Source organism: Pseudarthrobacter humi, from assembly GCF_024294965.1.
GTDB lineage: Bacteria > Actinomycetota > Actinomycetes > Actinomycetales > Micrococcaceae > Arthrobacter > Arthrobacter humi.
The window spans coordinates 117,134-129,294 of sequence record NZ_JANCLV010000009.1; the positions used below are offsets into that span (position 1 = coordinate 117,134).

Sequence of the window (12,161 nt, forward strand, 5' to 3'; positions counted from 1 at the left end):
GATTGTGTACCCCGGGGGACGGCCGCCGTCGTCGGTTTTCCACGAACCGTGGAGTTATGGGGTGCTTCCCTTCGCCTTCTCCATGGCATCCCTGCCCAGCCAGAGGCCCAGGCCGATCATGCCGAGGCCCAGAACCAGGTGCAGCCAGTTGTCAGCGGTGTTGAACGGGACGAAGTTGGCCGCCGCGTTCATGTCGATGACCAGGCCGTAGATCCACAGGACCAGGTACACGACGCCGCCGCCGAGCAGGAACCAGCGGGCCATCGGGTTTGTCCGGGCCATAACGATCCCAGCCACACCGAACAGCAAATGCACGATGTTGTGCAGCACTGACACTTGGAAGACGCCAAGGAGCATGGCCCCGGACTCATGTCCCGCGAAGGTCATGGCGCCGTAATTGGTGGTGATTCCCGGGATGAACCCGAGGACTCCAACCAGCAGGAAAACTGCACCGATACCGATGGCGGTGTTGTGAAGTGTCAACCCCATCATGTGGTGTTGGGCAGGGTGTGACGCGGTAGTCATTTTGTCTCCCTTTCACGCTGGTTGCCGGCTCTTCAGATGGAGAGCCGGCCTTGCGGCAAGGAGTCGCAGGAATCCTGCCGACGCCCACATCGTACTCCGGAAAACCGCCTGTGGGCAGGGGTAACAGTGCTTTGGGGGCCTCGCCCAGGGGTTGACCGCCGCGGCCATCTTTCCCCGACGGCGCCGTCGCTGACATGCTGGTAGGGTGACTTCGATCGTGACCGAACCACCCCGTACCGCGCTCACCTGGAAACTGGTGCCGGCGGTCCTGCTCTCCGTGTCCGGAGTGCTGCTGTTCGGTGTCGAGAATGACCTCATGGGCTACGGCGTGCTTGCGTTGAGCCTCGTCACGGCCGCAGTCATCGACCTCGAATTCCTACGGCACCTCGCGCTGATTGCGGCGGGAATGGTGATCATCAGCCTGGTTCCGCTGAACGCTGATTTGAGCATCCCGCACATTACGCTCATGGGTGGTGCCCTCGCGTTGGCCGTGCTGGTGCCGTGGCTGGTGTCCCGTTTCGCCTACCGCGAGAGGATCATCAAGTTTCCGGTGAACACGGGCCGCAAGTGGCCGTTGAGCGCAAAGCTGTACCTGATCGCTGTTGTGGCCCTCGGCTACCTCATCCTGCCGGTCTACCTGATCCGCACCGGGGTGTATCAGAACTGGCCGAACGCGTTCGACCCCACCATCTTCTGGCGCCTCTTTCTCGGCGTGAATGCGGTTGGTATTTGGGACGAGCTGTTCTTCATCTGCACCACGTTCACGCTGCTCCGGCGGCACTTCCCGGACTGGCTCGCCAACATCCTGCAGGCCGTGGTCTTCTCGTCCTTTCTGTGGGAGATCGGCTACATGGCCTGGGGACCGCTTCTTACGTTCCCGTTCGCGCTGCTGCAGGGATACACCTTCAAGCTGACCAAGTCGTTCACCTATGTTGTGACGGTGCACCTGGTCTTCGACTTCGTGCTGTTCCTCGCACTCGTGCATGCGCACAACCGCGACTGGCTGCTGATCTTCTTGTATTGACGCCTGCTTACGTGGATCAGCGGTTGTATCAGGAGCGGTCGTACCTGGGCCTATCCCGATGAACGTACTGGCTGCCGCAGCACAGTCCTTACTGTGCAGCCCGGCATTGCCATGCCGGGACGCGATGTTGACGATACGGGAATTGCCGGGTGTTGCGGCAGCGTGGTGAGTGAGCGCGTCCAGCAGCAGGCTCCAGTGGTTCACGTTTGGCGCCTGTCACCAGTGCCACGGTTCCGTCCAACGATGAGGCCGCCGGGAGCCGGGGATTTCCGGCGCTATTGCTCGACTGGTCAAAATCACAACACACTCGAGCCGGATTGACCAGACAACTTGCCTACACCACGAGCCGCAGCGGTCTTTCGCCCAACCGCACTGTGATTTCCTGGCCCCAGGATGCCGTGAGGCGGTCCGATTCCATGCCGTCGCCGAACACCACCAGCAGGTCGGATGCCACGGTGATCCGAAGTGTCTCGACCGCCTCCAGCACCCCCTCCGTCAGGGAGGCTCCGGTGATGGGGGAGGGCCAGGCCTCGCGGACGAACCACGCGAGCCGGGGGTCGGCCGGCGCCGGCAGGGCGCGTCCTCCGCGCTCGAGGGCGATGGAAGCGCACCAGCCCGTGGCCCCGGTGCCGGTGGAGATGATCAGCCCGGACGAGGACTGCCGTTCGGTTCGGCCGTCCGGGGTGGTGAGCTGGTACCGGGCCGACTGGTGCGAGGCATGCCCGACGAAGATTTCGTTGAGCGCCGAGAGTTCCTGCCCGTCGTCGAGGCGTGCTGTGACGGTGGCGAGCTCCTGGCTGTTCAGCCGTTCCGGCCCGGCCAGGGCAGCTTCCCGGAGCAGCTTTGCTGCCCCGTTGGGCGTGTGCCGGACCAGGACGCCGGGATTCGCTCCGGGTTCCGGATCGATCCCGATGACCGGCTGGCCGTTGAGGTACTTGGCCGCGTTGGCCACCAGCCCGTCCTGGCCCACCACGGCGACGATGTCCTCCGCCGTGAGCAGGAAGCGGCTGAGGTCCGTGCGCTCCACCTCGGCGTGACGCCATTCGGCCGGGACTGCTGCCCGCACCGTCTCCAGCGCGACGGTGATCCGGTCATGTCGCCCCTGGACATCCTGGATGTCGCGTCCCCGCGTGCGGAGGAAGAACTCGGCCTGTCCGCGGGTGGCGTGCCGGTCCAGCAGTTCCTGGAGCTCAGTCCGTCGGTGGACGATGACAAGGCGTGGATTTGCCATGCCGGGATCCTACTTCCCGGCGTTGCCGGTGGTGCCTGCAGCCATGCGGCCTGCATCAGCCAAGGCCGTGCCGCCGGCCGGCTCCCGGAGCAGCCCGGCCAGCGCCCCGCTGAGCAGGTCCGGGGTGATGGTGAGGTCCCCGATGTTCGGCAGCGAGCCGGCTGCCTCGCGGAGGGCCAAGCCCAGAAGCGTGGCCTGGTCCACGTCCTGGTAGACCTCCATGGTGGCGGCCTCCCGTGCCGCAGCAGCCTCGCCCAGCAGCCGGATCTGGTTCGCTTCGGCGTCGGCGCTGATGCCCTGGCGTTCCGCTGAAGCGTGCGCGTCGATCAGTCCCGCGGCTGCTTTTTCCTCGGCCGCACGCCGTGCGTTGGCGCCTTCCTGGGCCACCAGGTGTTCACGGCGGGTGGCCAGTTCGATCTGGCTCGCCATTTCGTTCTCGGAAATGGTCCGTTCACGTTCGACGGCGACGGCCCGGCGTTCGTAGACGGCGCGGTCTGCTTCGGCCTGGAGCTGTTCGCGGACCGGCGTCTGGAGGGCTCTTTCGACGTCTGACTCCGGCCGGACGGCCAGGACCTGCACGCCAAGGATCTCGATGCCGGTGGACAGGAGCCGGGCGTCCGAGCGCAGCGCGTCGGTAAGGACACTGCGGAGCTGGCTGACGGCGCGCTCCAGCGCCTCGGCCAGCGTGGTCGTGGCGATCTGGTCGATGGCGTGGCTTTGGCAGAGCTGGCCGATGATGGTGGCCACCTGGTCCCTGCCGGTCGCGGGGCCCGCACCGGCCGGTTGGAGGCCGAAGTCGAGCCGGCTGGAGACGGCCACGGGGTCGACGAAGCGGTAGGTCACGTTCGCCTGGATGCTTACGTCCTGGTGGTCCCGGGTGATGGCGTGGAAGAGGGTAGGCAGTTCCTGGTCATCGACGGGAACCTCGCTGAGCACGGAGACCGCGGGGCGGTACCAGAACGCCTGGCCTACTCCTTCGTGGCGGACCGAGCCCTTCTGGAGGTGGACGACATAGCCGGTGGGGCTGCCCAGGAAGTGGCTGATCCAGGGGTAGTTCTTGATGTTGGCCATGGGATTCTCCTCAACGGTTTTTGTCGTCACTTTGACGATAATCAAACGATAGGCGCCGCCGGAACTTATTGTCAAGATGACGATAAGTTCCTAGGATGGGGAGATGCCTGAATCCCACCCGGAGCACGCGCGCTTCCCGGTGACGGTCGACGTCGTCGCCCTCACCGTGGCCGACGACACCCTGAACGTCCTGCTCATCACCCGGCTCATTGAACCGTTCCGCGGAACGCTCGCCCTCCCGGGCGGTTTTGTCCTGGCTGGCGAGGACCTGCTGTCTGCCGCGGCCCGCGAACTTGCTGAAGAGACCGGCGTCGAGCACGTCCCCGGGCACCTGGAGCAGCTGGGGAGCTATGGCCCGAAGGGGCGCGATCCGCGCGGTGATGTGCTTACCGTGGCTCACTTGCTGCTCGCGCCCAACTTCCCGGTGCTGTCCGCCGGGAGCGACGCCGAGCATGCCGGCTGGTATCCGGTCAGCCAGGTCCTGAGAGGCGAAGTGCAGCTCGCCTTCGACCATGAGCGGATCCTCGCCGATGCCCTGGAGCGGGCGAAATCGAAGCTCGAATACTCGCCGTTGGCGGCGGCCTTTTGCGGTGAGGAATTTACCGTGGCACAGCTCCGTGCTGTCTATGAGGCCGTCTGGGGTACACGCCTCGACCCCAGGAACTTCCACCGGAAGGCCACGGGAACACCTGGTTTTCTGGAGAGCACCGGGCGGATGACTGCGGGTGACGCCGGCCGCCCCGCGGCTCTTTTCAGGCTCGCCAAAACAGCCCGCCCGACAGCAGGCCAGCCCACGCATGCCGTGCTGAATCCGCCGCTCATGCGCCCGCGTGACTGACGACTCTTAGCGGCGGGGGAGCTTGGGATCCTGCCGTGGCCTGGGCTTCACCAGCCGTCCGACGGTAACAACTGCGGCGTTGCGGATTCCTGAGCCGGTATCCATCATGGCGAATTGGCCCATCAGGCGGGAGGCGAGCACCAGCCGCTGAGCCCGCGCCCGGCGTTCCTTATTGAACGCGGCAAGACCCGCGTCGACAGCGGAGGCCTGTGCCATGACCCGCCCCAGCGTGGTTCCATCGACGATGGCCTCGCAGGCCCCGCGTCCAAGGAAGGGCGCCATTGCGTGGGCGGCATCGCCCACCAGCGCAGTGTTCCCGGTGACGAACGAATGCAACGTCGGCGTCTCGAAGAGTCCGTGATGCAGGACTGCGTTCTCTTCGATCCTGCCGATCAGCTCCCGCACCCCGCGGTGCCAGCTGCCGAAATGGTTCACTACGCGGGGCAGATGCGGTCCATCAAACGTCCGATCGGAGCGGATGCATGCATACCAGTTCGTCGCATCTGGACCTGCCGGCGTGATGCCGAACAGTGCCCCGGGGGCCCAGGTCTCGCCGTATTCGGCCACGGCGCCCTTGACGGTGCCCCGCCATGCGACGGCTCCAAGGGAACGGGCGCGGAACCGGTCACCGAACATCCGCTGCCGGGTGCGGCTGAACGTGCCATCTGCACCGACCACCAACTCCGCATCGTCCAGCTGTTCGGCCTCGATGACCTGCGTGTTGAAGCTGACCTCGATGTCCCGGGCAAGCGCGGCGAGTAACGCGGGCCGGGAGACCAGGTGCACGTCGGCGCCCCCGGGGGCTGTCAGTAACGTCCGCCCCGCAGGCGTCCACAGTCGGGTTCCTGCGCCAGCAGCAATATGCGCCCAGCCGGCGCCGCGGCGCGAGTCGTCAACACCAATACCGTCGAGGGCCTTCACGGCGGCCGGCCACATGCCCAGCATGGTGCCCGACGTCGGCAGGGCCGCAGCCTGCTCCAAGACTGTCACTGACCAGCCGTGACGTTTCAGGGCCCGTGCCGTGCTCAGGCCGCCGATGCCCGCGCCGATGATGACCGCTGAATGTCCCACGCCTCAAGGGTACAGACTCCACCCAGCCGGTCATTCCTCCCGTTTGGGTGGACGAGTACGCTGGGATGACCGTCAGGCAGTGTGCGGTGCCCGTCCAACTGGGCGTGGAACCACCCCAGCATCCCGGAGGTGTCCAAAATGGCTGCGCGCGCCCCCCTCAACTATGAAACCGCCGACATCACTCGGCGCATCCAGGACCTTGTGTTGAATTCCACGGAGCTATCCGGCTTCCTCGAGAACCTGTCGGTGTTCTGCGCGGACGAGCTTGCGCGGTTTTCCGGGGACGTGTCCTGCGGAATCACAGTACTCCGGCCCTCAGGTGCCCCTGTTATGGGCGGCTCGGATGAACGCAGCCGAAGCCTTGAGGACGAGCAGACCAGAGACCGTGAAGGGCCGGGAGTGATTGCCTCGCTCGAGGTAGGAATCGTCTCGGTAACAGACCTGAGATCCGAGGAGCGCTGGCCCAGTTTCGTCGAAGCGGCCCGGCGCGAGAAGGTGCGATCGCTCCTGGCGTTGCGGCTGCATTTGGCGGGCCCGACCAGCGCAGGAATGATCTTCTACAGCTCCAGGCCGCACGGATTCGGCCGGGACGCCATGGCGGCAGCCCATGCCTTGGCCGCCGAGGCGTCGAAGGGACTGCGCCTCGTCCTCCGGATCGTGTCACTGCAGGAGACTGAGGAGAACCTTAGGGCGGCCATGGCTTCGCGGACGCCGACTGATCTCGCGCTGGGCGTCATCATCGGCCAGGAACGGTGCAGCTACGATGTTGCGCTCGAATGGCTCTTCCGTGCATCAAGGACCCGTAACGTCAGTATCCGCGATTTGGCGGCCGAGATTGTCGCCGCTGCCGACGAGCCACACCCGGTGCGCGTTCTTTTCGACCGCTGACCTGTGATGTCACGCGCCTGCCCATTGGTAGTGCGTTCCTTCGTCACCAATCTGTCTGGTGGCCCTCCAAGGCCAGGATTGTCCGTCCTTCCAATTACAGTTCGATTGTTCAGACATCGTGCAACTTATTGGGGGATCCCTTGACCATCAACAACCAGCCCGCCTACGGGCAGTATCCGTCGCCAGGCGCCCATGGAACGCCTGCGGTTGCCGGGGGCCAGATCTACCAGTTCCGGGGCGGCGCGGCCTCGTGGTTCGGCACTCAGCTTCTCGGGGCCCTCATCATCATCTGTACCCTGGGCATCTGCTACCCGTTCGCCGTCGTCCTTGTGGAGCGCTGGCGGGCCGAGAATACCGGCGGCTGATGCAGTGGAAGGTCGAAAAGACCGTTTACGCCTGACCGTCCGCAAGCGTCCTGCTCCTCAGGCTGGGGCGCTTTCGCCCAGGCAGCGGTCCTCGGGGTCGACGGCGGCCATGATGCGTTTGCCGATGCTCCCCAGCTGGCGCGACTGTGCCTTCGTAAGGGGATCAAACACCAAGGCACGTACGGCCTCCACGTGCCCCGGAGCGGTTCGGGTGATTTTCGCCCAGCCTTCGTCGGTGAGCGTTGCCAGTGTGATGCGTCCGTCGGAAGGATCCGTGGAGCGATGCACCCAGCCCCGCTTCTCCAGCCGGCTGACCACCTGGGACAGGCGGGGGAGCCCGGACTCGGTAAAGCCTGCCAGGTCACTCATCCGGCGTGTGCGGGCCGGAGCTTCAGACAGGCCCGCCAGGACCATGTACTCGAAGTGGCTTATCCCGGCGTCCTGCTGCAGTTGGGCGTCCAGGGCGGCGGGAAGCTTCATGATCACAGCGACCAGCGTCAGCCAGACGTCGCGTTCCTCGCCGTTCAGCCAGCGCGGTTCTTCGGCACGTTCCATAGCGCGAGTCTACGCTTTTACTTCACGAATGAAGTTTTGTGTCGCTCATATCACTTGCATCGTGAAGTAATAGGCGATAACTTTTACTTCAACATTCAAGTACTTCCTGTCCCGACCTTCCTGAGGAGCCCAGATGACCGTTATGTCCGAGACCGTCGCGCGGCCATTCGAACAACCGGCCGTCGTCCGCAGCCAGGTCACCGTCCCGCTGCGGTTCCCTGACGGCTTCACGGCCGCCGCCCAGATCATGACGTTCCACGGGCTGGCCGACGGCAAGGAGCATCTGCTGCTCGCGCTCGGCGAATGGGAGCAGACGCTCCTGGACCAGGGCCCGGAAGGTACAGCTCCGCTGGTCCGGCTGCACAGCGAGTGCCTCACGGGCGACGTGTTCGGCAGCGAGCGCTGCGACTGCGGACCCCAGCTGCGCGAGGCAGTCGAGGAGATTGCCTCCGTCGGGGGCTTCCTGCTGTACCTCCGGCAGGAGGGACGCGGCATCGGCCTGTATTCCAAGCTCGACGCCTATGCCCTGCAGGACACCGGACTGGACACGTACGAAGCCAACATTGCCCTGGGCCGCGGCGAGGACGAGCGGGACTACAGCGCCGCCGCCCAGATGCTCGGCGCGCTTGGCGCCGGCCGGATCCGCCTGCTCACCAACAACCCGGACAAAGTGGCGCAGCTGACGGCCTTCGGCGTTGACGTCTCGGAGCAGGTCCCCACCGGTGTGCACGTGTCGGAGGCAAATCACCGCTACCTGGCCGCGAAGCGCAGCCATACAGCACACACCATCGACCTTCCGGCGGGGATCCTTCCGGCGGAGATCCTGCCACGGGAGACCCTGCCGGCAGAGATCATTCCTTCGCACGGCGAGCTGCTGGCTCGGGTGGATGCCCTCCTTCCCCGGCTGCGGGAGCGTGCCGCGGAAGCCGAGGAGATCCGCCGTATCCCGGAAGCCACCATGGCTGAACTGAAGGCAACAGGCGTGTTCCAGATGCTCGCGCCGAAGGCCGTGGGCGGCTTCGGCATGGGGCTGGAAACCTACGTGGAGGTGGTTCGCCGCCTCGCCCGGGGATGTGTCTCCACGGCCTGGAGTGTGGGGCATCTGGTGGAACACGTCTGGATGCTGGCGCGCTGGCCGCAGGAAGCCCAGGACGAGGTCTTCGCCCACGGGCCAGCCCCGCTGGCTGCCGCGACCGGAGCGCCTCCAGGAAAGGCAGAGAAGGTTCCCGGCGGGTTCACCATCTCCGGCCGCTGGAGCTTCGCCTCCGGCGTTATGCACTCCGAATGGGCGCTGCTGGCCGTGCAGCACGGTGACGTCCGCCTGCAGTGCCTGGTTCCGGTGTCCGATCTTGAACTGCTGGACATCTGGCACACGGCCGGCCTGCGGGGGACCGGGAGCAACGATCTCCGGACGGAGAACCTCTTTGTCCCGGCGCACCGCGCCCTGGAGTGGAATCTCCTGGCCGCCGCGGACAACCCCGGCAGCCGGATCCACCCGGATCCGAGCATCCACACCCCCATGGCCACGTTCCTGAACATGGTTGCCCCGGCCGCCGCTTTGGGGTCGGCCGAGCACGCCATCGACGTGTTCCAGGAACTGATGAAGGTGCGCAAGGTCAAGCAGACAACGCAGGCGCGGCAGGCGGATTCACCGCTCGCGCAGGCCCGGTTCTCCCAGGCCTACGGGCAGGTGGCGACCGCGCGCCTGCACTGGCAGGAAGCCGTCCGGGTGGTGTCCTCTTCCTACGACCGCCGGCCAGTCGCTTTTACCGATGAGGAGCGGGCGCGGTACCGGCTTTCCCTCGGACTCAGCGGTGCGGCGTCGGCCGAGGCTGTCCGCCTCGTCCTGACGGGATCCGGCGGGAGTGTGCACCGGCTGACGCACCCGCTCCAGCGGATCCAGCGCGATGTGAACGTCCTGCTCAACCACGCCTCGCTGACCATGGATCCGATCCTGGAACAGGCAGGCCGCGGACTGCTGGACCTCGGCCTGTCCATCCCGGCCGAGCAGTTCTGACCGGGCGCAGGGGACCCCTTGCAGGACCGCCGGCTTCGGAGAAGGATATGAGCCTCACTCGAGGAGGCCGGCCATGGTCCAGCTTGAAAAATTTGAACGGTACCTGATCGAGGAATTCTTCGACGACTACCGCGCCGGCGCAATGACGCACCGCACCTTCACCCGCCGGGTCGCATTCATCATGGGAAGCATGGCGGCGGCATCGGGCGCGATGCTGCTTGTCGGATGCACACCCGAGGAAGTCCCGCGCAGCACCGACCCCATGCCCACACCCACGCCGTCATCGTCGACGGCGGGAACCGGCACCGCTTCTGCCGGTGCAGTTCCGGGGGCCAAGAGTCCGCTCTCCGTCCCGGAGGGCGCCGCGGGGCTGACGACGGCGACCGTGCGGTTCGCGGCCGACGGAACCGATATCAGTGGGTACCTCGCCCGGCCCGGATCCGGAGCAGCCGGCCCGGCGGTGCTGGTCTGCCACGAGAACCGCGGCCTGACCCCGCACATCCAGGACGTTGCCCGCCGCTTTGCCAAAGCCGGGTACGCGGCGCTGGCCCTTGACCTGCTCAGCCGGGAGGGCGGCACCGCCAGCCTTGACTCCGACGCCGTGTCGGGTGCACTGACCCGAGCCGGGGCACAGCGCCATGTTGCTGACTTCGCCGCTGCCTTTGACTACCTTCGGGCCCAGGACTTCGTGGACTCCGGACGCATCGCCATGAACGGGTACTGCTTCGGCGGCGGCATCACCTGGCAGGCGGCGACCGAGCTGGCCGGACTGAAGGCCATCGCTGCGTTCTATGGTCCGGCGCCGGACCTGAACAAGGTGCCGGCCATCGAGGCGGCGGCGTTCGGCGTGTATGCAGAACGCGACCAGCGGATCACCGGTGCCATGCCGGCCCTCCGCGATGCCCTGGACGCCACTACGGTGACGCACCAGCTCAACGTTTACCCCGGCGTCGACCATGCCTTCCACAACGACACCGGCGAGCGCTACAACGAAACCCAGGCCACGGCCGCCTGGAATGACACCCTCACCTGGTTCGGACAGCATGTCTGAGCAGCACGTCTGATCCGCCGCGGTCTGGGCTGTCCTGCCGCGGGTAGTCTTGAAGCATGAGCACCGCAATCCCACTAACGCTCACCTTCGGCGGGCGTTTCGCCCGCGAACTCGAGGAGCTGGCGGTTCCCTGGCAGGCGGAGGAAGCACCTGACCCGCAGCTGCTGGTCCTGAACGAGCCGTTGGCCGGCGAACTGGGCTTCGACCCGGCCTGGCTGCGGACGCCCGAGGGGACGCGGCTGCTCATCGGCAACCAGATTCCTGAAGGTGCCACACCGGTGGCCCAGGCCTATGCCGGCCACCAGTTCGGCGGCTACTCACCCCTGCTCGGCGACGGGCGGGCCCTCCTGCTGGGGGAGGTCACGGACATCCACGGGCAGCTGCGGGACATCCACCTCAAGGGCTCCGGCCGGACACCGTTCGCCCGCGCAGGTGACGGTCTCGCCGTCGTCGGTCCCATGCTGCGCGAGTACATCGTCAGCGAAGCCATGCATGCCATGGGCGTCCCCACCACGAGGTCCCTCGCCGTGGTGGCCACGGGCCGTCCCGTCCGCCGCGAAACCATGCTGCCCGGGGCGGTGCTCACCCGGGTGGCGAGCAGCCACCTGCGCGTCGGCAGCTTCCAGTTCGCCCGCGTCAACGGCGAGACGGACCTTCTGCGCCGCCTGGCCGATCACGCCATCAGCCGCCATTACCGGGACGCGGCGCTCGCCGACACGCCCTATCTCGCGTTCTTCGAGGCGGTCATAGCCGCGCAGGCGTCCCTGGTGGCGCAATGGATGCTGGTGGGCTTCGTCCATGGCGTGATGAACACCGACAACATGGCCATCTCCGGGGAGACCATCGACTACGGTCCCTGCGCGTTTATGGACGCCTTCAACCCCGGCGCGGTCTACAGCTCCATCGACGCGGACGGACGCTACGCCTACGCCAACCAGCCGGTCATCGCCGAATGGAACCTCACCCGGCTCGCTGAGGCACTCCTGCCCCTGCTCCATGAAGACCAGGACCAGGCCGTGGCGCTCGCGGTTGAATCCCTCGGCGCCTTCCGCGCCCAGTACAGCGCTGCCTGGTCAGCCGGCATGAAGTCCAAGCTGGGTCTGCGCCCGGACACGCACGACGACGTTGCGTCGCCCCTGGTGGACGGCGTGTTGGCGCTGCTCCAGGAAGGCCGGGTGGATTACACCTCCTTCTTCCGGAGCCTGGCCTCGGCGGCCCGCGGCACCCCGGAAACTGCGCGGTCCATGTTTGCGGACCCTGGCGCCTTCGACGCCTGGTCCGCACGGTGGCTGGCCCTGGCGCCGGACGCGGACCTGATGGACCGGGTCAACCCCGTCTACATCCCCAGGAACCACCTGGTTGAAGAAGCTCTGGACTCGGCTATCGCAGGCGACCTGGACCCCTTCAACCGGTTGGTGGACGTCTTGGCCGATCCGTACACGCAGCGCCCCGGGCTGGAACGCTACGCCGGCCCCGCCCCTGAAGACTTCGGGAGCTACCGGACCTTCTGCGGGACCTGAGCGAA

At 66.3% G+C, this 12,161-nt stretch carries 12 protein-coding genes; 7 read left to right on the forward strand and 5 right to left on the reverse strand.

The annotated features are described in order from the left end of the window. Positions 1 to 54 precede the first annotated feature (54 nt). Positions 55 to 525 carry a DUF4383 domain-containing protein gene (locus NFC73_RS14050; protein ID WP_254751165.1) on the reverse strand — a complete coding sequence of 157 codons (471 nt, stop codon included), beginning with the start codon at positions 523 to 525 and terminating at the stop codon, positions 55 to 57. A 205-nt stretch (positions 526 to 730) separates the two neighbouring features. Between NFC73_RS14050 and NFC73_RS14055 the strand changes: the two genes are divergently transcribed. After that, positions 731 to 1,549, forward strand: a complete 819-nt coding sequence (locus NFC73_RS14055) for a CPBP family intramembrane glutamic endopeptidase (RefSeq protein ID WP_254751167.1) — start codon at positions 731 to 733, stop codon at positions 1,547 to 1,549. Between the two features lie 334 nt (positions 1,550 to 1,883). Here NFC73_RS14055 and NFC73_RS14060 read toward each other — a convergent pair whose 3' ends face one another. Next, complete coding sequence (locus NFC73_RS14060; protein WP_254751169.1) at positions 1,884 to 2,780, reverse strand: diacylglycerol kinase catalytic domain-containing protein; 897 nt, start codon at positions 2,778 to 2,780, stop codon at positions 1,884 to 1,886. A 9-nt stretch (positions 2,781 to 2,789) separates the two neighbouring features. After that, positions 2,790 to 3,851: an SPFH domain-containing protein gene (locus tag NFC73_RS14065; RefSeq protein WP_256548950.1), complete on the reverse strand. Its 1,062-nt coding sequence runs from the start codon at positions 3,849 to 3,851 to the stop codon at positions 2,790 to 2,792. Between the two features lie 103 nt (positions 3,852 to 3,954). Between NFC73_RS14065 and NFC73_RS14070 the strand changes: the two genes are divergently transcribed. After that, positions 3,955 to 4,689 (forward strand): NUDIX hydrolase, encoded by a 735-nt coding sequence (locus NFC73_RS14070; RefSeq protein WP_254751173.1) that lies wholly within the window; start codon positions 3,955 to 3,957, stop codon positions 4,687 to 4,689. A gap of 6 nt (positions 4,690 to 4,695) precedes the next feature. On the opposite strand, the gene NFC73_RS20885 is transcribed toward NFC73_RS14070, so the two are convergent. Next, positions 4,696 to 5,760: an FAD-dependent oxidoreductase gene (locus NFC73_RS20885; protein WP_254751175.1), complete on the reverse strand. Its 1,065-nt coding sequence runs from the start codon at positions 5,758 to 5,760 to the stop codon at positions 4,696 to 4,698. Positions 5,761 to 5,898: 138 nt separating this feature from the next. Here NFC73_RS20885 and NFC73_RS14080 point away from each other — a divergent pair, with 138 nt between their 5' ends. After that, the gene (locus NFC73_RS14080) at positions 5,899 to 6,648 is read left to right on the forward strand and encodes an ANTAR domain-containing protein (protein ID WP_254751177.1); all 750 of its coding nucleotides are present in this window, start codon (positions 5,899 to 5,901) and stop codon (positions 6,646 to 6,648) included. Between the two features lie 140 nt (positions 6,649 to 6,788). Then, on the forward strand, positions 6,789 to 7,013 hold the full coding sequence (locus NFC73_RS14085) for a hypothetical protein (RefSeq protein ID WP_254751179.1): 225 nt from the start codon (positions 6,789 to 6,791) through the stop codon (positions 7,011 to 7,013). A 57-nt stretch (positions 7,014 to 7,070) separates the two neighbouring features. On the opposite strand, the gene NFC73_RS14090 is transcribed toward NFC73_RS14085, so the two are convergent. Then, positions 7,071 to 7,568, reverse strand: coding sequence for a MarR family winged helix-turn-helix transcriptional regulator (locus NFC73_RS14090; RefSeq protein WP_254751181.1), 498 nt, complete (start codon positions 7,566 to 7,568; stop codon positions 7,071 to 7,073). A 133-nt stretch (positions 7,569 to 7,701) separates the two neighbouring features. Here NFC73_RS14090 and ribA point away from each other — a divergent pair, with 133 nt between their 5' ends. The 3 genes from ribA (at position 7,702) to NFC73_RS14110 (ending at position 12,156) form a co-directional block, all read left to right on the forward strand. After that, complete coding sequence (gene ribA / locus NFC73_RS20810) at positions 7,702 to 9,585, forward strand: GTP cyclohydrolase II RibA (protein WP_305884514.1); 1,884 nt, start codon at positions 7,702 to 7,704, stop codon at positions 9,583 to 9,585. Between the two features lie 73 nt (positions 9,586 to 9,658). Continuing rightward, the gene (locus tag NFC73_RS14105; protein WP_254751183.1) at positions 9,659 to 10,636 is read left to right on the forward strand and encodes a dienelactone hydrolase family protein; all 978 of its coding nucleotides are present in this window, start codon (positions 9,659 to 9,661) and stop codon (positions 10,634 to 10,636) included. A gap of 56 nt (positions 10,637 to 10,692) precedes the next feature. Further along, a complete protein-coding gene (locus NFC73_RS14110) occupies positions 10,693 to 12,156 on the forward strand; it encodes a protein adenylyltransferase SelO (RefSeq protein WP_254751185.1) in 1,464 nt (487 codons plus the stop codon). Positions 12,157 to 12,161 lie beyond the last annotated feature (5 nt).

Coding starts and splice junctions, on each gene's coding strand:
- NFC73_RS14060 (WP_254751169.1), bottom strand. CDS start 2,780: ATGGCAAATCCACGCCTTGTCATCGTCCACCGACGGACTGAGCTCCAG.
- NFC73_RS14090 (WP_254751181.1), bottom strand. CDS start 7,568: ATGGAACGTGCCGAAGAACCGCGCTGGCTGAACGGCGAGGAACGCGAC.
- ribA (WP_305884514.1), top strand. CDS start 7,702: ATGACCGTTATGTCCGAGACCGTCGCGCGGCCATTCGAACAACCGGCC.
- NFC73_RS14105 (WP_254751183.1), top strand. CDS start 9,659: ATGGTCCAGCTTGAAAAATTTGAACGGTACCTGATCGAGGAATTCTTC.
- NFC73_RS14065 (WP_256548950.1), bottom strand. CDS start 3,851: ATGGCCAACATCAAGAACTACCCCTGGATCAGCCACTTCCTGGGCAGC.
- NFC73_RS14080 (WP_254751177.1), top strand. CDS start 5,899: ATGGCTGCGCGCGCCCCCCTCAACTATGAAACCGCCGACATCACTCGG.
- NFC73_RS14050 (WP_254751165.1), bottom strand. CDS start 525: ATGACTACCGCGTCACACCCTGCCCAACACCACATGATGGGGTTGACA.
- NFC73_RS14070 (WP_254751173.1), top strand. CDS start 3,955: ATGCCTGAATCCCACCCGGAGCACGCGCGCTTCCCGGTGACGGTCGAC.
- NFC73_RS14110 (WP_254751185.1), top strand. CDS start 10,693: ATGAGCACCGCAATCCCACTAACGCTCACCTTCGGCGGGCGTTTCGCC.